The 20,544-nt window shown below is 34.3% G+C and carries 21 protein-coding genes; 3 read left to right on the forward strand and 18 right to left on the reverse strand.

From position 1 onward, the window contains the following. Positions 1–124: 124 nt before the first annotated feature. On the reverse strand, positions 125–1,537 hold the full coding sequence (locus tag GX308_04435) for a glutamate--cysteine ligase (protein NLK21320.1): 1,413 nt from the start codon (positions 1,535–1,537) through the stop codon (positions 125–127). Positions 1,538–1,762: 225 nt separating this feature from the next. Between GX308_04435 and GX308_04440 the strand changes: the two genes are divergently transcribed. Beyond that, positions 1,763–2,047, forward strand: coding sequence for an SHOCT domain-containing protein (locus GX308_04440; GenBank protein ID NLK21321.1), 285 nt, complete (start codon positions 1,763–1,765; stop codon positions 2,045–2,047). Positions 2,048–2,105: 58 nt separating this feature from the next. On the opposite strand, the gene GX308_04445 is transcribed toward GX308_04440, so the two are convergent. The 3 genes from GX308_04445 to GX308_04455 all read right to left on the reverse strand — a co-directional run bounded on the left by GX308_04445 (position 2,106) and on the right by GX308_04455 (position 3,638). Beyond that, positions 2,106–2,753 (reverse strand): permease, encoded by a 648-nt coding sequence (locus GX308_04445; protein ID NLK21322.1) that lies wholly within the window; start codon positions 2,751–2,753, stop codon positions 2,106–2,108. Between the two features lie 74 nt (positions 2,754–2,827). Further along, positions 2,828–3,310, reverse strand: a complete 483-nt coding sequence (locus GX308_04450) for a permease (GenBank protein NLK21323.1) — start codon at positions 3,308–3,310, stop codon at positions 2,828–2,830. Between the two features lie 4 nt (positions 3,311–3,314). Then, entirely contained in the window at positions 3,315–3,638 is a 324-nt protein-coding gene (locus tag GX308_04455) for a cupin domain-containing protein (protein NLK21324.1), read from the reverse strand. 94 nt (positions 3,639–3,732) lie between these two features. On the opposite strand from GX308_04455, the gene GX308_04460 reads away from it, so the two are divergent. Beyond that, a complete protein-coding gene (locus GX308_04460) occupies positions 3,733–4,410 on the forward strand; it encodes a Crp/Fnr family transcriptional regulator (GenBank protein ID NLK21325.1) in 678 nt (225 codons plus the stop codon). A 5-nt stretch (positions 4,411–4,415) separates the two neighbouring features. Here GX308_04460 and GX308_04465 read toward each other — a convergent pair whose 3' ends face one another. From GX308_04465 to GX308_04515, 11 genes are all read right to left on the reverse strand, one after another. Beyond that, on the reverse strand, positions 4,416–5,117 hold the full coding sequence (locus tag GX308_04465) for a DUF218 domain-containing protein (GenBank protein ID NLK21326.1): 702 nt from the start codon (positions 5,115–5,117) through the stop codon (positions 4,416–4,418). 259 nt (positions 5,118–5,376) lie between these two features. Further along, a complete protein-coding gene (gene hydF, locus GX308_04470) occupies positions 5,377–6,555 on the reverse strand; it encodes a [FeFe] hydrogenase H-cluster maturation GTPase HydF (protein ID NLK21327.1) in 1,179 nt (392 codons plus the stop codon). A gap of 11 nt (positions 6,556–6,566) precedes the next feature. Then, positions 6,567–7,985: a [FeFe] hydrogenase H-cluster radical SAM maturase HydG gene (gene hydG / locus GX308_04475; protein NLK21328.1), complete on the reverse strand. Its 1,419-nt coding sequence runs from the start codon at positions 7,983–7,985 to the stop codon at positions 6,567–6,569. 63 nt (positions 7,986–8,048) lie between these two features. Then, positions 8,049–8,309 carry an iron-only hydrogenase system regulator gene (locus tag GX308_04480; protein NLK21329.1) on the reverse strand — a complete coding sequence of 87 codons (261 nt, stop codon included), beginning with the start codon at positions 8,307–8,309 and terminating at the stop codon, positions 8,049–8,051. A gap of 16 nt (positions 8,310–8,325) precedes the next feature. Then, the gene (mgtE, locus tag GX308_04485; GenBank protein ID NLK21330.1) at positions 8,326–9,645 is read right to left on the reverse strand and encodes a magnesium transporter; all 1,320 of its coding nucleotides are present in this window, start codon (positions 9,643–9,645) and stop codon (positions 8,326–8,328) included. Positions 9,646–10,024: 379 nt separating this feature from the next. Beyond that, positions 10,025–10,459 carry a DUF134 domain-containing protein gene (locus tag GX308_04490; protein ID NLK21331.1) on the reverse strand — a complete coding sequence of 145 codons (435 nt, stop codon included), beginning with the start codon at positions 10,457–10,459 and terminating at the stop codon, positions 10,025–10,027. 16 nt (positions 10,460–10,475) lie between these two features. Further along, the gene (locus GX308_04495; protein NLK21332.1) at positions 10,476–11,300 is read right to left on the reverse strand and encodes an Mrp/NBP35 family ATP-binding protein; all 825 of its coding nucleotides are present in this window, start codon (positions 11,298–11,300) and stop codon (positions 10,476–10,478) included. Positions 11,301–11,365: 65 nt separating this feature from the next. Next, the gene (locus GX308_04500; protein NLK21333.1) at positions 11,366–12,586 is read right to left on the reverse strand and encodes an OFA family MFS transporter; all 1,221 of its coding nucleotides are present in this window, start codon (positions 12,584–12,586) and stop codon (positions 11,366–11,368) included. A 21-nt stretch (positions 12,587–12,607) separates the two neighbouring features. Beyond that, entirely contained in the window at positions 12,608–13,966 is a 1,359-nt protein-coding gene (locus tag GX308_04505) for a phosphoglucosamine mutase (GenBank protein ID NLK21334.1), read from the reverse strand. A 94-nt stretch (positions 13,967–14,060) separates the two neighbouring features. Then, positions 14,061–15,365 carry a hypothetical protein gene (locus GX308_04510; protein ID NLK21335.1) on the reverse strand — a complete coding sequence of 435 codons (1,305 nt, stop codon included), beginning with the start codon at positions 15,363–15,365 and terminating at the stop codon, positions 14,061–14,063. After that, entirely contained in the window at positions 15,358–16,182 is an 825-nt protein-coding gene (locus GX308_04515) for a TIGR00159 family protein (protein ID NLK21336.1), read from the reverse strand. Before GX308_04515 ends, GX308_04510 begins: the two co-directional genes overlap by 8 nt. A gap of 276 nt (positions 16,183–16,458) precedes the next feature. Here GX308_04515 and GX308_04520 point away from each other — a divergent pair, with 276 nt between their 5' ends. Beyond that, positions 16,459–17,142: a BON domain-containing protein gene (locus GX308_04520; protein NLK21337.1), complete on the forward strand. Its 684-nt coding sequence runs from the start codon at positions 16,459–16,461 to the stop codon at positions 17,140–17,142. 21 nt (positions 17,143–17,163) lie between these two features. Here GX308_04520 and GX308_04525 read toward each other — a convergent pair whose 3' ends face one another. From GX308_04525 to GX308_04535, 3 genes are all read right to left on the reverse strand, one after another. Further along, on the reverse strand, positions 17,164–19,572 hold the full coding sequence (locus GX308_04525; protein NLK21338.1) for a dihydropteroate synthase: 2,409 nt from the start codon (positions 19,570–19,572) through the stop codon (positions 17,164–17,166). Then, positions 19,565–20,209 carry a methionine synthase gene (locus tag GX308_04530; protein NLK21339.1) on the reverse strand — a complete coding sequence of 215 codons (645 nt, stop codon included), beginning with the start codon at positions 20,207–20,209 and terminating at the stop codon, positions 19,565–19,567. Before GX308_04530 ends, GX308_04525 begins: the two co-directional genes overlap by 8 nt. 128 nt (positions 20,210–20,337) lie before the next feature. Continuing rightward, a partial coding sequence (locus GX308_04535) for a hypothetical protein (GenBank protein ID NLK21340.1) occupies positions 20,338–20,544 on the reverse strand: 207 nt, incomplete at its 5' end.

The following is a 20,544-nucleotide window of genomic DNA, read 5'->3' on the forward strand; positions in this document are numbered from 1 at the left end:
CTTGCACGTATCTTTTTTTCGTGTTATCTTACACATAGTCGTTTCCATTTGTAGGTTTTTTTCCTTTTTTAAACCTACCAGAGGCCTTTCAGATCTCATTTCTTTCATACTAAGTTAACAGAGCCTATTTATTCTTTTTAATCCCTGTATTTAGTTTGGCTCTTCTTAAACCAAATTCAAGGAAGTTTTCACCGTATTTATTCATTTCATCACTAATTTTATAAGATAGAATTTTTGACGGATTTATGATTTTTTCGTATTCCTTATTTATTGTATCTACATATTTTTTATATTTAGCCTTCTTATCCATGGCCTCTGCAATATATCTAAGTTTCCTAAATATATTCTTACTCCAATCCTGTAATGTGATCTCTTGATTATTATAATCCTTCATGAGCAGATTGCAGTCCTTACCATAAAGTGCAGCCATCTCATGATTTTTATCGGTTAAGTCTAATATTTCATCAGTTATTTCCTCTGGGCTTTCAAATAAACAATAAAGCATAAACACCTGCATAAAATATAATTGTCCTATGGAAATTCCTACTTTTTCAAAGGGGTTGATATCTAAAATTCTAATTTCTATATAATCTACCCCCTTCTTACTAAGGGCTTCCATATGGGTTTCGCCCTTTTGTAAAACCTGTTTAAATCGTACATAGGAGTATAACTCCCCTTCTGATTGGAGTATGTTATCATTTAACTGTACCTGTTCCCCTAGGTTGTAAATTCCTAATTCTGAAAAGAAATTGCTTTTTGTTGCCAATAGTCTTTTCACATCTTTTATATATCCTTCCAAGTTGTTATATGTAACTTTGTATTTATTCTTTGTGCTATTAGCATACCCAAGGGAACTAACCCTTATGGAAGTAGCATAATTAAAATCCCCTTCACTTAAAGGAGCATAACTTTCATCAAAATTAGGGGATGCCCCAAAAAGATAGATTAAAATCCACCTATACTTTAGAAAATTTCTCGCCATAGCAAAATATATCTTGTCAGCAAATACTCTTTTATCAGTATTACCCCCAAAGTTTTCAAATAAATATTGTATGAATTCCTTCCCAAAAGAAAAATTATAATGGATACCCGATATCATTTGCATCTTTTTCCCATATCTTAAAGCTAGGCCTTTTCTATAAACTTCTTTTGTTTTCCCTTCTATTGAATTGCTAAACTTTGAGATAGGTATCTCCTCTTCCCTAGGAAGTCTTGGGGGCATACTCATAGACCATAGGATTTCATTTTCAAGAACATCTTCTGCTTTCTTGTGAATCTCACTTAACTCCCCATAGGCCTCTTCTATAAGATAATGGGGGGATGTAATAAACTCCAACTGACTTTCCCCAAAATCCGTCGTTATATGAGGATTTTTTAACTTATCTCCTAAAGCACTTGGGTGATTGGTTAGGGCTATATCTCCAGTGGTGAGAATTCTATGGGTTTCTCTTTCTAGTCCCCACTTTCCATCTAATAGCAAATTCGTTTTATCATCATAATCAAATAATCTCAATATATTATAAAAATTCCAATTCATAGATATCCTCTTATTCTTATATGTTTTGTATGTAATTATATTTATATTATATACGAATTCATAATAATATCCATATAAAAAATTGTAATTAAATATTTAAATCTATAAATCATAAGTCAAATCTAAAATAAGACAAGGTGCGCCTACAAATGATTGTTCATAAACTATTCATATTTATATTATATAATTTATTTACTAAACTTAAAATAATAGGAGACGCTTAACATGGGATTTTATAATTGTGGATTCAACAATATGCGTGGACTAAGGTATATGCATGGTCACCGTTCTTTCGGGATGCCTCTTATGATTTTATTATGCATTGCTATAGTTGCAGCAGTTATATATTTTTTAATGCGAAATCGTTCTTCGGTTTCTACTATTAATAATGTTGCGGTTTCTTCCCCTAAAAAGGAAGCATTAGATATTTTATTAAAGCGTTATGCTGGTGGTGAAATTTCCGAGGAAGAATTCGAAACAAAAAGAAAAAGAATATATCAGGAACTTTAGTTAATAAATGCCCCGATAATGTATAAAACATACATTATCGGGGCATTTATTAACCTACTTATTTAAAACCTATAGCCTTAGATGGGCACTTTTCAATAACCGGTCTTAGTTTTTTTATTTCCATATCATCAACTTTGACTTTCTTCCATCTTGCCTTCTTATCTACCATTTCAAAATGCTCTGGGGATAACTTTTTACATAAGCCACAGCCAATACAATAATCCTCATCAATTCTAACCTCGGTTATTTTACTTATATCTACTTCTTCTTCATCTGGGATATCTTCTTTTTTAACGAATAAGCTTACAATACAAGCCATTATGATTATGGATATTACAGTTAACACCCATCGGATTCCCATAAACTTAGGCCCTAGAAACTTTGCCTCATTGGCAAGCATCGGTATTTTTATAACCGCCCAGGAACTAAGTATAATAACTATATTGCCAATACTTGCTCCTTTTTTAAGAAGCATCTTGCTTATAGGAAATGCCGCATAAATAGGACCTGCCGAAAAACTTCCCAGCAGAAAAGAAAAGAAACTTCCCTTAATTCCTGCTTTTTCACCAAAACCATTCATAATAACTTCTTTAGGTACCCATGCCTCTATAATAGCTGTTAATATGAAAATAACAGGCATGATTTGTAGCATTTCATATACATAATACATACTGTTTTTTACCGATACATCAGCCTTATCAGGCATTACTATAAACAGAAAAATGTATGCTAATACTACGGCAGTTAATAATTTATTCTTTTTAATAATTCCTACTGCCTTCACATAATCACCCCCATCACTAATGCTATACCCATGGCAAATACAAAACTAAGAATATTGCGGGCTAATGTAAACTTAACACCAAATTCCTTGCTTTCCAAAGGAAAGGTTACAATACCTACCATGGTTAGAGTGGTTAAAAATGCCACTGCCGGGACTATGCTGGCTCCTACGTTTACGAAGGAACCTACCAGTGGGAATGCCACAAAAGCAGGTATTAAAGTTATGCTACCCACTAATGCTGCAATAACTGTTGAAAATAAAACATTTCCACCACCGAGCATACTGCTTATGGTTTCTGGTGGAATAAAAGTTAGTACCAATCCTATTAAAAACAATATGCCAATAATCTGCCCAGCCATATTTTTCATCATACCACTAGACATTTTCATAGCATCTATGGTCTTTTTCTTGTTTTTTATTAAAGAAGTTATAAATGCTATTATTGCTATTACCCATAAAATCTTTGTAAATATATCCACCCAATCACCCCCTATAATTTTTCGGATTTGGTGACTTCACTACAAAGAATTCCAATACTTCATCGTAGTTGTTTCCCACATTCATCTTTACATTGTAAGGTATATTAATTATTTGACCCCTTTGATACTCATGAGCTTTCTCCTCATCCAACCGTATGGTCAAGGTTCCCCTAACAATAATCATATACACATTGGAGTTTGAATAATGCTCTGGCAAAGCCGCTCCCTTAGGTAGCACCATATGATTTAAATTAATATTTTCATCGTCTATGATTCTTTCAATTCTTTTGTCATCTATGATGCTATAGTTATACTTTTTCTCCAACATAAAATCCCCCCTTTCTTAATTTGTAACCTTATATTATAATAAACTCAAAATATAAACAGTTACCATGGTAACACATTTAATAAAAGGTGATTTTATGAGTATAAAAAACTATATAAACATTTTAACTTTGACGGGGCTTTTTAACGGATTTTCTTCTTCTGAACTTCTTAATATATTTGAAAAAAATCAATATATCATTTCCAAGCATAAGAAAAATAATATCATTCATTTTGAAAGTGAAAAATGTATTTATTGGGATATTATTTTAAAAGGAGAAGTTATCATTCAAAAGATTGATGAAAAGGGTAATGTCTTGACGGTTACCGAATTTAAGGTAGGGGATAATATAGGAGGCAATCTATTATTTTCAAAACAACCCTATTATCCTATGAGTGTCCTATCAAAATCAAATGTAGACATATTACACATTAATAAAAAACTGGTTTTAGAATTATGTCAAAATAACCAAGATTTTTTAATCCGGTTTTTGACTTGTATTTCAGATAAAACCGCTATTCTCACAAGTAAAATAAAATCTATCTCAATGAAAACCATAAGAGAATCTATCGTCGAGTTTTTAAAATATGAATACTACGCTCAAAATAATCCAAAGATAAAAATCAATATGACAAAAAAGGAATTGGCTGAAAAATTAGGGGTGCAAAGGACCTCCCTATCTCGAGAGCTTGGTAAAATGAAAAAAGATGGCTTGGTTTTGTATGATCAAAAAACCATTACCATCTGTGATTTGAAAATGATTAAAAAAACTTAGGCTCATTAATCGTTGGTCAAATTTCCGTCCCCGCTTACTGGTATTACCTCCCCTATATATTTAGGTTTAGGCTTAAAAATCCCATATGTGAAATCCTTTACCCTTGCCAACACTTCCCGAGCATTCCTATAATCTTGTCCTATGTACTGCCTTGGATCAGAAGGTACCCCATAAGCTTCAAGACCTAAACTTTTAGCTACATATAGGGCACGATATAAATGATATTCCTGAGTTACTATGAAAATCTTTTCTGCCTTAAAGATATCCCTTGCCCTATATATACTTTCATACGTAGAAAAACCTGCATGATCCATAAAAATATGTTCCGATGGTACTCCTAAGTCTATGGCAAATTTCTTCATCACGTTGACTTCGTCGTATTCTTTTCTCCCATGATCTCCACTCATTAATAACCTATCTGATGCACCCATATCATATAACTCAATTCCTTGTAGCAATCTATCTTCTAACATATGGCTTGGGGTACTGTTATTCCAAATACCTGCTCCAAGAATAAGTATGCAATCCGCCTTAAAATCTATATCCTCTACACTAGGAATAATCTTATCCTTAACAGATACTTGCACATAATTATTTATGCCAAATACGGTTACTATGCTTACAACAACAGTTGCTACACTGATTAATAAGACCTTTTTTATCCATCTTATAAATCTTCTTATTCTTAGCCCTGTAGAAATTCTCATTTTGATTCTCCCATCTAAATTTCATTTATGTATGAATTTTAAATAAATTAGTTTACAGATTGCCCTTTAATATTAATGATACAATAATTTAGTCAATTATTCCATAGTATACTTTTGCAATATTCAATAATACATTGTCTATCGTAATTATAAACATATTAATTTTTATTATCCTATTACTATTCGAAAGCTAAAAGGCCTGTCAGCCAACACTTTCACATTGAAACAAATGTGGAAATGTAGACAAACAGGCACTATATTAAAACATTTCTATGCTTCTTTCTAAAATTCCCTCCATATGGGCTATTAGTATACCATAATTGGTTATGGGTATATTTTGATCTTGGGCAGATTTTATTCGATATTTCATCTCTCTTTCATTTAACATACAGCCACCGCAGTGGATAATAAGCTTGTATTTGGATAAATCCTCGGGGAACTGCGTCCCCGATGTAAACTGGTAATCAAGTTGTTTCTTCGTGTAATCTCTAATCCAGTCCGGAAGTTTTACTGTGCCGATATCTTCGCATTGTCTATGGTGGGTACAGCCCTCAGAGATAAGGATAGCATCATCATTTTTTAGGGATTCTAATGTTTTTGCTCCCCTTACTGCAGATTCCAGACTACCCTTATATCTTGCAAAAAGAATGGAAAAAGAAGTTAGGGGGATATCTTTTGGGGTATCATAGGATACCTTATTAAATACCTGACTGTCGGTAATCACCAGCCTTGGCTTTTTCCCCAAGTTTCTTAAGGTTTCCTTTAGTTCGGTTTCCTTTACTACAATGGCTATAGCATTAGCATCTAGAATATCACGGATGGTTTGCTGCTGTGGTAGTATAAGCCGTCCCTTAGGAGCGGCCTTATCTATGGGTGTTACTAGGACAACAAAATCCGAGGGGCTAATGAGGTCCTGAACAATTCTGCGGTCTGATCCCCGTGTTGATTCTATATTGGCGATTTTTCCTTTTAGGCTTTCAATATTGTATTTGGTTATAGCGCTAACGTAGATTTCCTTATCATTTCCTGATATCTTTTCAGCTACCAAATCGGATTTATTATAAACTACAATATAATTAATATCCCTTTTTTCAAATAAGGTGATTAATTCTTTATCTTCTGAAGCCTTACCCAGTGTAGCATCAATCACAAGTATTGCAATATCAATTTTATTAAGAACCTGATGGGTCTTTTTTATTCGTAGTTCTCCTAGTTCCCCTTCATCATCGATTCCAGGGGTATCGATAATCATCACAGGACCTAGGGGTAAAAGTTCCATAGATTTATAGATGGGGTCCGTGGTGGTCCCTTTTATATTGGAGACAACAGCAAGGTCCTGCCCTATAATGGCATTAACGATACTAGATTTGCCTACGTTTCTTCTTCCAAAAAACCCGATATGAACTCTATTTGCAGATGGCGTCTTATTAAGTCCCATGCTCATCCCCCCTAGAATCTAAAGTCACGGCTGCCATTTTCTATATCGATAATGTTTTGCCTTGCTATGTTTTTTACCTTCTCCTTTGGTATATTTTCTATTTCTTTTTGAATTAAGGCTTCACCGATTTTTTGTGTTTTGAGACTGGCATAATCTTCTACATATTCTTTAAGAGTCATCAGAGCATTAGGATGGCAGCAGTTTTGAATTTGTCCGCTTTTTATTAGACTCATAAATCTATCCCCTGTTCTACCTTCCCTATAGCAGGCAGTACAAAAGCTTGGGATATATCCTAACTCTATCAACCATTTGACAACCTCATCTAAAGTTCTTTTATCACTAGTATCGAATTGTTCAGTACCCTCATCCTCTATCTCAGTATCTGAATAACCCCCAACACTGGTTTTAGAACCACCGCTGATTTGGGAAACTCCTAGATGCAATACCCGTTCTCTACAAGCTTTACTTTCCCTGGTGGATACGATGATTCCTGTATAGGGCACTGCAATACGAATGCATGCTACTATTTTAGCAAATATATCATCACTTATCCCATTGTTAAAGGCACTAGGGTCAATATCATCGGCCTTTCGAATCCTCGGCACACTGATGGTATGGGGGCCTACTCCAAAAGTAGCCTCTAGATGTTCTGCATGCATGAGTAGGCCGGCAAATTCGTACCGATATAATTCAAGACCAAATAATACCCCTAGCCCCACATCATCTATGCCTCCTTTCATGGCTCTGTCCATTGCTTCGGTATGGTAGGCATAATCATGTTTTGGACCTGTAGGGTGAAGTTTTTCATAGCTCTTCTTATGATATGTTTCTTGGAAAAGGATGTATGTACCAATACCCGCTTCATGCAGCCTTTTATAGTTTTCAACGGTGGTTGCCGCAATATTAACGTTAACCCGTCTTATGGCACCGTTTTTATGTTTTATACTATAGATGGTATCAATAGATTCTAAAATATATTCGATAGGATTGTTGACGGGGTCTTCTCCTGATTCTATAGCAAGGCGCTTATGCCCCATATCCTGTAGGGCAATTACTTCTTTTCGAATCTCTTCCTGGGTCATTTTCTTCCTTGCTATATGCTTGTTTTTCATATGATAGGGGCAGTATACACAGCCATTTATGCAGTAATTGGAAAGGTATAAAGGGGCAAACATAACAATACGATTGCCATAAAAGTCCTTTTTAATTTGTTCCGCTAGGGCATAAATCTCCTGATTTTTTTCTTCGATTTCACAATCAAGTAAAACCAAGGCCTCTCTATAGCTTAGACCTTTTCTAAGTTTTGCCTTTTCGAGGATTTTGTCAATAAACTCTACATTGTTTTTGTTCTTGTCAGCGTACTCAAGGGTGTCAAGGATTTCTTCATGAGAAATAAATTCTTCTGCTTTTGGTGATTTTGGATTATACATTTAATTCCTCCTTCCGGGTCAGATTATTCTTTCCCGTTAGTTTTATTTAATAGTTTTAAACTATTATTCTATTTTATATGATATCTTTGAGTATGCAGTCTTTGTACTGATTCCGGAAAGCCTACCTAGCTTTCCGGAAAGGGCACTGACTATATCCTGTGGTGCATCAATTGCAATGCTTATAATATTAATGTTTTTTTCACGGTAAGGTAAACCCATTCTTCCAATAATATATCGACCATAATCATGAAGAATATTATTTAGTTTTTCAACAGATTCACTGCTTTCTACAATTATTCCTATAATAGCAACTCTAGTTTCCATAAAACCTCCAAAAAATTTAAATATTTAAAAAGGTAGTTGCCATGGCAAAGTATAGTAAAAGAGCAAGGGCATCTACAATCGTGGTTATTAAGGGACCCGCCATTATTGCAGGGTCTAACTTTAACTTTTTAGCGATTATAGGCAATACTCCTCCAACCACTTTTGCTAGGATCACCGTAGCAAAAAGACTTAGGCATACGGTTACTGATATAGCAAATTCTGCCCCTTCAAGATAATAAACCCTTAAGAAATTTACTACTGATAATACCACAGCTACGATTAAGCTAACCCTAAATTCTTTCCACAATACCTTTAGGATGTCTTTTAGTTCTATCTCTCCTAATGCCAATCCTCTAATAATCAAGGTTGAAGACTGAGAGCCGGCATTTCCTCCCGTATCCATAAGCATTGGGATAAACGATGCCAATACAACAACCGATTGCAATACATCCTCAAACTTTCTAATTATATTTCCTGTAAATGTGGCAGATATCATGAGTATGAGCAGCCACATAATCCTATTCTTTGCCAAACTAAATACATTCGTTCTTAGATATTCCTCTTCGGAAGGCTGCATAGCCGCCATCTTTTGTAAGTCCTCTGTATTTTCCTGCTCAATTATATCCACAACATCATCGATTGTCACTATCCCGACTAATCTTTTCTCCTTATCTACAATAGGCATGGATATAAAATCATATTTTTTAAAGATATCCGCAATGGTTTCTTGGTCATCAAAGGTCTTTGCATATATTACATCTGTACTCATTACGTCCTTAATCAACTGCATCTCATCGCTTAGAATAATTTTTCTAATACTTATAGTACCTTCAAGTATCCTGTTTTTTCCTATGACATAACAGGTATCTATGGTTTCCTTATCTACCCCTGTTTTTTTAATATGGTCTAGGGCCTCTTTTATGGTCATTTCTTTTTTTAGGTCTACATATTCGATAGTCATTATACTTCCCGCCGATTCATCCGGGTACTGCAAAAATTGATTAATAAGTCTTCGTGTTTCCTCATCTGTGTTTTTTAGAACCTTTTTAACGACATTCGAGGGCATCTCTTCTAAAAAATCAATTGTATCATCAAGAAATAACTCGCTTATAATATGTTCTGCTTCCTTATCTGTAATCGACTCTATGATATATCTTTGCTCATCATAGGATACATAGGAAAAAACATCTGCTGATATTTCTTTTGGTAAAATTCTAAATACAATCAAAAGATACTTTTTATCTAGTTCTTCCAACAACTGTGCAATATCAACAGTATTCATGTTTACGATTTCTTGTCTTAGCTGTCCTAATTTATTTTGTTCTAGTAATCCCATAAATTTTTCTTTCACTTTGTGACCTCCTTAAATGAGCCATAAAAAGGTTGGTTTTGCGGCTCTAGATATAGTATTTACTGTTCTTCTAAAATAATTAGGAACCTCGTCTAAATCCACAATAACCACCCCCAAATAAAAAACCCCCTACTAAATTGGGTAGAGAGTTAAAATCATAATCTTATTAACTATACCCTACTCGTTGAGTTTTAGCTCTGCAAAGCTTTGGGTAATCCTAGCTACATTAGGTAAAACCTTAATTCGATAGTACCTGCTAACCCGTTGGCGTCTTTGGACATTTCTGGGTAGTAGCGTATATCTTTGCAGTAACCTCACCTAACAAGATAATACATTACTATTATATCTATATTCCTGTAATATATCAATCACTGTTTAAGTTCTCACAAAATCTATTCCTTTTTTTACAAATTATTTTACTTGAGTTACAGGAGGGGCAATTATGTTCATTCCTTTCATACTCAACACTATAAATTTCACCGCAACTTAAGCATCTTACAATACATGAACCAAAGGTATAATTACCTCCTCTTATATGTATACTCCTGCCCTCTGTCAGTGCTATAGCTATCTTTTTCCTTGCACTATCTATGATATTTTGAAAAGTCTGCCTAGAAATATTCATTTTAATGGCACTCTCTTCTTGACTTAATCCTTCAATATCTTTTAATCTCATAGCTTCTAATTCCTCTAACTTGAGAACGACTTTTCCTATCCCGTGGTTTTCTTTTTCTATGGGCATAAAATGTCTACTCTCAAGGAAAAACTCAATTTTTCTGCATTTTATCGGTCTTGCCATTAAATTTCTCCATCCATTAGTTATTTACTGAATTAATAATCTCTTCAGTAATATACTTTATAGTCTCATCAATGGTTGAATCTATTGCTGTTTTTTCCCTTGTTACATCTGCTATTTCCCTAGTCATGGGTAGTTCCCCAAGAAGTTTTAAACCTAGTTTATCTAAGAATTCTTCTGTATTTTCATTATCAAATATCCTAATTTGCTTATTACAATCTGGACATAAAACATAACTCATATTTTCAATGACTCCTATGGTCTTAATGTCCATCCTTTTAACCATATTTACCGCCTTTGCTACTATCATAGACACTAAATCCTGTGGAATTGATACCATCACAATTCCATTAATAGGTATGGATTGCATTGCTGTTAAGGCAACATCGCCTGTCCCCGGCGGCATATCAATCATGAGATAATCAAGTTCACCCCACAAAACATCTGTCCAAAACTGCTTTACCATATTTCCTACTAGGGGTCCACGCCATATAACAGGCTGTTCTTCATTATCCATTAATAAATTTAAGGACATTACCTTTATTCCATTTTCATTAGTAACAGGTATTATTCCCTCCTGGCTTTGCATCGCCCTTTTATCTTTTACTTTTAAGAATCTTGGTATACTTGGACCTGTAATATCAGCATCTAAAACACCCACAGCATAACCTTTTTTATTCAATGTTTCTGCTATAAGAGCGGATACTGTCGATTTTCCCACTCCGCCCTTCCCACTCATAACCCCGATTATTCTTTTTACATGATTGTTGGGATTATTTTCTATGAGGCAACCTTCCTTTGTTTTACAGCTTTCCTTTGTAGGACAAGTTTCACAGTTAGTCATTTTAAACACCTCTTTTTTGTTATTAGCATATGCTAATAACATTTTATGTCTACATTGTATTTCTGTCAAATATCATTTTTCACTAATTTTCTAGAAGTTGCCACTCCTATAAGTGATATAAATATTATAGGATAAAAAACATATCTATAACTTCCAAAGGTACTCTTAAGCATCCCTGATAACAAAGTTCCAAGAACCGCCCCTATACCATAGGCAGTAAATACAATGCCATAGTTTATACTATAATATCTATCTCCAAAAAACAAAGCCGTAGCAGCTGGTGCTATGGCTAACCATCCTCCTAGGTTCATCCAAAAAATTGAAAAGGATACTATATATATTAAGATACTATCCTCTTTTGCAAAAAGCATTGGTATTGAGGATAATAGCATAAGACTAAATGATAATAACGCACTGTTTTTTGGATTTATCTTATCTGTAAACCATCCAAAAAAAGGTCGTCCCAGAGCATTGAATATTGCAAAAATGGACATAAATGTCGCTGCTCTACTGGGATTTAACCTTATTATTTCCTCCCCTATAGGACTTGTAATACCTACTATCATAAGCCCTATAAATGTTCCAAGGGTAAAACAAATCCATAGACTATAGAATGATGGATTTTTAAACAACTCTTTTGCTCCTATTTCTTGTGATAAATCTTCGGGATTATTCAAGTTTTTAGGTAGATTTTCTCCTCCCTCAGGCAACCTAAAACCCAATCCTAAGGTTGGGATAATGATTAAAAATACTATCCCTAAATATCTAAAACTCTCCATAAGCCCATACTGTTCTATAAAATATCTAGCTAAAGGAGCTGTTATAAAGGGCGAAAGCCCAAAGCCCATTAGAACCCACCCAAGGGCCAGACCCTTTTTATCTCTAAACCATTTTGTTATCACCAACATAGGAGCCCCATACACGATTCCAACCCCTGAACCTGCAATAACACCATAGGTAATTATTATCTGATAGATATTTTGAGTGTAGGAAGATAATATCCATCCTTGCCCAACTAATATCCCTCCCAATACAATAATTAGCTTTGGTCCAATTCTCTCAATAATTTGTCCCGTTAACGCCATAGCAAGAGTATAAAATATTAAAAATACCATGTAAGGTAGACCACTCTGTGTAGCATTTATATTGAATAATTCCTCCATAGGCTTTTTAAATATGCTCCATGAATATATTGTCCCCATGCATAAAAATATAAGAGTTCCAAAAGGAATAAAAATCCACCTACCTATATGGCTAGGTAAACCAAAGATTTTCGAATCGTTCATTTCGCCCCCCCTAATAGAACTTTAGCTATTTTTATCTAGTTCCCTTGTAATTAAGTTTGCTAGTTCTTCTGCCTCTTTTTGTAGTACCTTTTCATCTTTTCCCTCTATCATTACTCTAACTAAGGGCTCTGTTCCTGAGGGACGGATAAGTATTCTTCCTTCACCTGCAAACTTTTTTTCTAACTCATCTATAGCATTTTTTATTTTTTCATTACTTAGATAAGCATCCTTCTTATCATTGGGAACTTTAGCATTTACCAGAACTTGTGGTAAAACCTCCATAACTCTAGTTAATTCTGAAAGCCTCTTATTGGTTTTTTTAATTACCGATAAGAGTTTAAGGGCTGTGAGTATGCCATCTCCAGTTGTATTATAGTCTAAGAAAATAATATGTCCTGATTGTTCTCCTCCCAACTTATAGTCTTTCTTTAACATCTCCTCCAAAACATACCTGTCCCCAACTTTTGTTTTTTCAATGGTTAGATTGTTTTTATCCGCCATTATAAAAAGTCCTAGATTACTCATAACAGTTGCTACTATAGTGTTGTCCTTTAAAATATTTTCTTTTTTCATTTGAAGACCACATATTGCCATAATCTGGTCTCCATCTACAATATTCCCTTTTTCATCTACTGCAAGACATCTGTCTGCATCCCCATCAAAAGCAATACCTATATCAGCTTTCTTTTGTTTTACGGTTTCTTGTAAGCTCTCCATATGAGTTGAGCCACAGTTTTTATTTATATTGCACCCATCAGGTTTATTGCTTATCACAATTAATTCTGCCCCCAAATCTTTGAGCACCTTAGGTCCTGCCTCATAGGCAGCCCCATTAGCACAATCAAGTACTACTTTAAGTCCTTCAAGATTTACATCAATACTAGATTTTAAAAATTGTAGGTATTCATCTAGTGCTTCAGGGTTTTCTTTAACAGTGCCTACTTCTTCCCCTATGGGGGTTGGAAGGTTCTCTATATTGTCCAATATGATACCCTCTATTTCTTCTTCAAGGTCATCTCTTAGTTTGTATCCATCGCTATTAAAAAATTTAATACCATTATATTTTACCGGATTGTGGGAGGCAGAAATAACAACCCCTGCATCAGCTTTATATTGCCTTGTAAGATGTGCTATGGCAGGAGTAGGTATTATTCCTACGGTTATAGCTTTTGCCCCTACAGAACAAATCCCGGAAACCAAGGCTGCTTCTAACATACTCCCTGATATTCTCGTATCTCGTCCAACCAAAATACTAGGCTGATGCTTAGTTTCTTTTGTAAGTACATGGGCTCCCGCCTGACCTAATCTATATGCTAATTCAACTGTAAGTTCAGTATTTGCCACTCCCCGAACCCCATCGGTTCCAAACAATCTTCCCATTTTAGTCACCTTCTTTTATATTTTAATACCACCTATTATAACATTCCATTAATACAACAACAACTTTTATACTCAAAAGATGCACCTCGATTAATCAAGGTGCATCCCCCTGTTCCGGTTGTTCCTCTTCATCCGGTTCTTGCTCTTCAGCAGATTCAATTAACTCAATTTCTACTACCGGTGATTCCCCTACTTGTTTAATATTTTTAGGAATATTAAAGGCTATGGGAACTTTATGTCTGCCTTCCTTAAGTCCCGAAACATCAATACTGCCTAGAAGCATATTTACGGTTATTCTTTGTACTTCACTTTCAATACCCTGGAGGTATAGGGTTACTTCTTTCGAAATATACTTGAACTGCTTATCAGTTCTAAGGGTTAATTTTGATGTAGGAATCTTAAATTCCCTTACTATTTGTTTTTTTATTTCTATGGTTACGGATACTTTATTCTCTGAACTATCCCATCTCCTAACCCCAGGCGGAAGGATAATATCAGGCTTAAATGTTGTTGTTTCGTCTAAATCCTCAAATATAATCGTTGAAAGCTGAACTTGAGTTAAACCATCAACAATTTCCTTGCTTCCTACTATTACTATTTCCTCTGGTTCTATCTTTATACCAGTAGAAATATAGTTCTCGGCATAAGTCCCTTGAATCTGTGGAATGAGGGACACCTTTCGCTTTTTACCCACTCCAATATTTACCTCTATGATATCTATGTTTTTTTCGATATCCTTTATTTCTTTACCTTGTTTATCATATACCTTAGGCTCAGCTTGTGCTACCTTTTGATTATTTGTAATATCACTAACATCCACTATAACTTTTACTATATCCACTTTATTTATAAGGGACTGGGCTCCTGTTAAAATTACTTCACCAGGGTTTAGTTTAGGCTCTAATACCACATATCCCTCTTCGATTTGTCCTATGGTTTCTACTTGAATTGGTTTTGTAATAGTTTTTTTGTTTTCAAGGACTACGTCTAAATATCTAATCTGGTTTCTTTCTTCAAAAATTAATCCTCTATATTCATCGGAAAAAGTAATCTCGATAGGAATTTTATTTACTTCTGTAGCCTTGGTATGTCTGAATAATTCTAGGTTAGCCGTAGCCTTAATGACGTCTAGATATCTTCTATTGTTTTTTAATTTTTCAAGGGTTAACCTTGTTCCTCTTATATTTAATGAAATAGTTTTGTTTTCAATTTCATCCAAATTAGATATGACTATATCATATCTTGATGTTAATTTATCCATGTTTTGAATTTCAACTGGAATAGTGAAAGTCATGGTTTCCTCTGGGTTTTTAATATTAATCACTATAAACCATAACCCTATGGCAATAACAAGAGAAAAAATCTTCCAACCTAGGTTTTTCCCAAAAAAATCATTCATGCTTGTGTCGACCCTTCCATAATACAAGTTTTTTCTTTTCAATTTTTCTACCTGGAGTATCCACAAGCAGAGTTCTTATGAATTCTCCCTTTACATTCCTCGTTAAGGAACCCGATTGAGTTACAGATATGGTTCCCGTTTCTTCGGATACAACAATCGTTATGGCATCTGAAACCTCGCTAACTCCTAAAGCCGCCCTATGCCTTGTTCCTAATTCTTTACTTATTTCTAGACTATCGGTTAGAGGAAGATAACAGGTGGCCGCAGATATCCTATTGTTTTTTATAATAACTGCTCCATCATGAAGAGGAGTATTATTTTCAAAGATATTAATAAGAAGTTGTGCTGTCACCATGGCGTCAACCGTAATACCCGTTCTTTCATAATCTCCAAGCTTTACATTTTTTTCAATTACAATAAGGGCTCCTGTTTTATAGTTAGACATATGTTCTATGGCCTTGACTATTGCTTCTATTGTAGTATCAGAAAGATTCTCATCTTTATCCCTTTGTTCATCAAAAATCATAAATGATGAAAATAAATGTCCTCTTCCTAATTGTTCTAAGGCCCTTCTAAATTCTGGCTGAAATACCACAAATACAGCAATAATCCCTACGGATATGGTATTAGATAGTATCCACCATACCGTGTTTAAGTGGAATACATAAGCTATGATTGCAACAGCAAAAATAACAACAAGCCCTTTAAAAAGAGCCCATGCTCTGGTATCTTTAATCCATGTAATTATTTTATAAATAAGATATGCAACAATAAGTATGTCAATAATATCCACAATGCGAATATGTGGAACATTCATAATCGATAATTTAAGTTGTGATAAGATATCTTTTAAAGAGTTCAAACCAATTACTCCTCTTATTATATTGTTATTTTTAATTATATCATGTTTCCTGTGGTTTTGTTAATTTATTTGTTATTTATTTTATTATGGTAAATTATACATATTGTTATAGGCTTCGACTTTATTTCCACATTATTATATCTGTTATAATTATATATTTTTCTGTAGCATAAAACCCCCATCTTTTAGAAATACTATTTTTAGAAACAAAGGTATTGAAAGGAGATTTATATGAATAAAGACGATGCATTAATTCAGCAGTTAGAAGATAGCCTAAGGGACAGTCTTAAACATCAAATTATTGACTTAAATGTTCATCTTACTGATGGAACTGTTTATTTAACAGGTTTTGTTGATTGTTTAACAGATAAAATCCAAGCAGGTAAGGTTGTTCAAAATTATGTGCCTAATATTCGCTTTGAAAATAACTTAACAATTGCCATGAACGGAAGTATAACTGACAAGCAGCTTCAGGAACAAACAGTGGATAACCTTCGCCATTGTGAATTTGCTGATAGAGTTGAAAATGTAGGAATTAAAGTTGAGGGGGGTTCTGGGACTTTAATAGGTAGTGTAAGAACTCTTTCTGATGAAATAAAGGCTCTTGAAGTAGCAAGGCAGACTACTGGCCTTAAGGACGTTGCCAGTAATCTAAATATAGAAACTTCTGCCAACATATATGATAATAATATATTAAAAAGTATAATTGCAGAAGCCTTAAATGATTCCGATTTATCAAGACATTCTATTATCCCTAATGTTGATAGGGGCATTGTAACCATAGAAGGAATGGTGGATCATCGCTATGAAGTTGAAATGGCAGGGGATTTAATTGCTAATATTGAAGGTGTCATCAAGATTAAAAATCATTTAAGAAATCGAGAAGATGATAAGGATTTACCCGGAATTAATTAATGCAGGTATAAAAAGTTATCCCTATATATCTGTTTCTGCTAATTTCCGAGCCAATCTTACGGCTTCTATAGCATCTTTAGCATATCCATCAGCCCCTATTTCATCACTATATTCCTTTGTTATTACTGCCCCACCTATCATAAATTTGGTGGAAAGCTTCTCATTTTTAGCTTCATTTATTACTTTTTTCATTTCACCCATGGTAGTAGTCATAAGGGCTGATAACCCCACTATGGGGGCTTTAGTTCTTTTAATTTCTTCAATTATATCTTCTTTCTTAACATCCTTACCCAAATCTATTACTTCAAATCCATAATTTTTAAGCATCAATCCCACTATGTTTTTCCCTATATCGTGGATATCTCCTTTTACTGTTGCTATCATTACTTTAGTCTTTTCTTTCCTTTTATCTTCTTTAAGTAAATAAGGTTCCAGATAGTCAAAACCTTTTTTCATAGATTCCGCGCTTAAAATAAGCTGGGGAAGAAAGTACTCTTTTTTATCATATAATTCTCCCACTTTATTGATTGCAGGTATTAATATTTCATCCACTATATTAAAAGGGGTTAATCCTTCCTCGAAGGCATTTTTGATATATCCTATAATTTCTTCTTTTTCTCCCTTTAATACAGAGTTATATATTTTATCCCGGGTATTTTCTTCCTTTGATATTTTATTTATAGGTTTCTCTTTGGAATTTCCAAAGTAATCTATATAATTTTTGCAATTTTTATCCCTGTCTGTTAATATATCCCCTGCTTTTTTTAACTCCATTATATTTTCACTGCTAGGATTTAATATTGCCATGTTAAGACCTTTTGCCATAGCCATCATTAAAAAAGCTGAGTTAAGCCAGCTTCTTTCTGGAAGTCCAAAGGATATATTTGATAACCCCAATATAGTTGAACTTTTTAAAATAGATGATACATATTCTACTACTTTCAATGTTTCTATGGAAGCCTTTTGGTCTGAGGAAACAGTCATAACAAGACCATCTACCACCATATCCTCTGGTCCATAGCCTATACCTTTTGCTTCTTTTAGAATCCTATTTATAATTTCTATTCTTTTTTCTGCTGTGCTTGGAACTTCCTTATCATTTAGGGGAAGAGCTATGAACATAGCACCATATTTAGCCGCAATAGGTAAGAGTTCTTTTAATTTCTTTTCTTCTCCCGATATGGAATTTAGAAGAGCACGCCCTGGATAAATCCTAAGAGCAGCTTCTATAACCTCTGAATTTGATGAATCTATACATAAAGGCAGTTCACTTATAGTTGATAAGCTTTCTACTACCTTAACCATCACCTCTTTTTCGTCAATCCCTGGCATCCCCACATTAACATCTAACATATTAGCACCTTTTTGTTGTTGTTCTAAAGCAAATTTTCTTATCTCTGCTAATTTTCCTTCTAATAATTCCTGCTGTAGTTCTTTTTTTCCCGTGGGGTTAATCCTTTCTCCTACTACCGTAAGGGGTGTTTCTTCTCCCATGAAAACAGTCTTTCTAACAGAGGTGACTGCACTTTTTCTCTTATCCAACCATGGTTTTGGGGTATATTTTTTGGTCCTTTTGCTTAATAGCCTAATGTACTCATCTGTTGTGCCACAGCAACCCCCTATGAGATTTATACCCACCCTTGCAAAGTCCTCTATGAAGTTTGCAAATCCCTCTGCATCTAAATCATAAAAACATTGACCGTCTTTTAATATTGGCAATCCTGCATTGGGTTTTACAAAAATAGGTATGCATGATACATTCTTCATTTCATTAACTATAGATATCATATCCTTAGGTCCTGTAGAACAATTACAACCAATGGCATCGGCCCCTAATGATTGAAGAGTAATTACAGCTGTTATTGGGTTAGTACCTGTTAGGGTTTTACCATCTTCACCAAAGGTCATACTTACCATGATAGGGAGATTACTGATTTCTTTTACTGCTAAAAGGGCTGCCCTTGCCTCTTGAATATCTATCATGGTTTCTATCACAAACAAATCTACCCCTGCTTTTACTAAAGCATGAACCTGTTCTTTATATACATCTACAGTTTCTTCAAAGGATTTTTCACCAAAGGGCTTTATAAATTCCCCTGTAGGAGAAAGATTTCCTGCAACCAATACCTCATTCCCAACAGCTTTTCTTGATAGTTTAACTAAATTTATATTTATTTCTTCTACCTTGTTTTCCAAGCCAAAAGACTTAAGTTTCCACCTATTAGCCCCAAAGGTAGGGGCATAAACTATATCTGAGCCTGCATTTTTATATGCTCTTTGAATTTCTATGATGGCATTAGGATTTTTTAGTATCCACTCCTCTGGGCAAGCTCCCTTAGGCATGCCTCTTTTTTGTAATTCCGTTCCTGTTGCCCCGTCTAAAATGAGTATATTGTCCTTAAGCATTTCATTAAATTTCAGTCTAGTCATTTTCTTTTTCCCCCACTCTATTTTCCACTCCGCATATAGCAGTCACTGATTTTTCTGGCGCCATCATATATTTTTTCGTTAAACTCATATCAAATTTTTCTAGTTTTAGTTCTTTAAAAAATATCTTTTGGTATTTTAAGTCTAGGTCCCCATATCCCGGACTATACCTAAAGGTTGTAAGCTGCTTTGCTTCTTTTCTAATAGTGCTATTTACAAAATCCATTATCCATGCAGCTGTTTTATCTGCCATTTGCGAAGCTGTGGAATCAAATATTATAGCTTTTATTGAATTTTCTTTTTGTATTTCCTCGTTTATTCTATCTATAATTCCGCCCCCTATGGTAGAAGCCATAAGGGTAACATAGTCACTTTTTATTAGGAGCTTGGCTAAATTCCTACTCTCTACTAAATGTTTTCCTATCGTTACGGTTTCTTCAGTTCTTTTGGTTATTGGCATTATCATAAATGCCCCCTTGGGATGGCAAAGACTTACTCCCTCCCAAATTATTTCTTCTATTTCATCCATTGCATTTTTATCCAATACGGTCTTTCCTTTTTTATATCCCAGCCTATAAAGTATTCTATCCTTTGGCGGGGTTATCCATATATTTTCAAAGTATTTAGCTGTAAAGTCCATACAATCACCCTAATAAATATTTACAAATAACTCCACCTAAAAATTAAGATGGAGTTATTTGCATATTTTTTTATTAATTTATCATGTCTGCTTCCTTTAAAAGTCTTCCTATGATAATAATTTTACACTTAATCTTGAACAATCCTTTTTATTTCTCTTTTTGGCTTTTCTAAGTTAATCTTAGGTATAATTTTTACGTAGTAATAGTTTTCCTCGTCTTCAAACTCTACTCTTTCAGCCCTAGAGTAGTCTACGATTATATGGAAAAATTGGATGCTAAACATGATTATCATCGAGGCAATAGTGGATAATACCAACCCAAATAAGTTAATATC

It is taken from the genome of Candidatus Epulonipiscium sp. (assembly GCA_012519205.1).
GTDB lineage: Bacteria > Bacillota > Clostridia > Lachnospirales > Defluviitaleaceae > JAAYQR01.

Excerpts from the sequence above, each read along its gene's own strand:
- GX308_04435 (NLK21320.1), bottom strand. The coding sequence starts at position 1,537 with ATGAATTGGAATTTTTATAATATATTGAGATTATTTGATTATGATGAT.
- GX308_04440 (NLK21321.1), top strand. The coding sequence starts at position 1,763 with ATGGGATTTTATAATTGTGGATTCAACAATATGCGTGGACTAAGGTAT.
- GX308_04445 (NLK21322.1), bottom strand. The coding sequence starts at position 2,753 with ATGCCTGATAAGGCTGATGTATCGGTAAAAAACAGTATGTATTATGTA.
- GX308_04455 (NLK21324.1), bottom strand. The coding sequence starts at position 3,638 with ATGTTGGAGAAAAAGTATAACTATAGCATCATAGATGACAAAAGAATT.
- GX308_04460 (NLK21325.1), top strand. The coding sequence starts at position 3,733 with ATGAGTATAAAAAACTATATAAACATTTTAACTTTGACGGGGCTTTTT.
- GX308_04465 (NLK21326.1), bottom strand. The coding sequence starts at position 5,117 with ATGAGAATTTCTACAGGGCTAAGAATAAGAAGATTTATAAGATGGATA.
- hydF (NLK21327.1), bottom strand. The coding sequence starts at position 6,555 with ATGGGACTTAATAAGACGCCATCTGCAAATAGAGTTCATATCGGGTTT.
- hydG (NLK21328.1), bottom strand. The coding sequence starts at position 7,985 with ATGTATAATCCAAAATCACCAAAAGCAGAAGAATTTATTTCTCATGAA.
- GX308_04480 (NLK21329.1), bottom strand. The coding sequence starts at position 8,309 with ATGGAAACTAGAGTTGCTATTATAGGAATAATTGTAGAAAGCAGTGAA.
- mgtE (NLK21330.1), bottom strand. The coding sequence starts at position 9,645 with ATGGGATTACTAGAACAAAATAAATTAGGACAGCTAAGACAAGAAATC.
- GX308_04490 (NLK21331.1), bottom strand. The coding sequence starts at position 10,459 with ATGGCAAGACCGATAAAATGCAGAAAAATTGAGTTTTTCCTTGAGAGT.
- GX308_04495 (NLK21332.1), bottom strand. The coding sequence starts at position 11,300 with ATGACTAACTGTGAAACTTGTCCTACAAAGGAAAGCTGTAAAACAAAG.
- GX308_04500 (NLK21333.1), bottom strand. The coding sequence starts at position 12,586 with ATGAACGATTCGAAAATCTTTGGTTTACCTAGCCATATAGGTAGGTGG.
- GX308_04505 (NLK21334.1), bottom strand. The coding sequence starts at position 13,966 with ATGGGAAGATTGTTTGGAACCGATGGGGTTCGGGGAGTGGCAAATACT.
- GX308_04510 (NLK21335.1), bottom strand. The coding sequence starts at position 15,365 with ATGAATGATTTTTTTGGGAAAAACCTAGGTTGGAAGATTTTTTCTCTT.
- GX308_04515 (NLK21336.1), bottom strand. The coding sequence starts at position 16,182 with ATGAATGTTCCACATATTCGCATTGTGGATATTATTGACATACTTATT.
- GX308_04520 (NLK21337.1), top strand. The coding sequence starts at position 16,459 with ATGAATAAAGACGATGCATTAATTCAGCAGTTAGAAGATAGCCTAAGG.
- GX308_04525 (NLK21338.1), bottom strand. The coding sequence starts at position 19,572 with ATGACTAGACTGAAATTTAATGAAATGCTTAAGGACAATATACTCATT.
- GX308_04530 (NLK21339.1), bottom strand. The coding sequence starts at position 20,209 with ATGGACTTTACAGCTAAATACTTTGAAAATATATGGATAACCCCGCCA.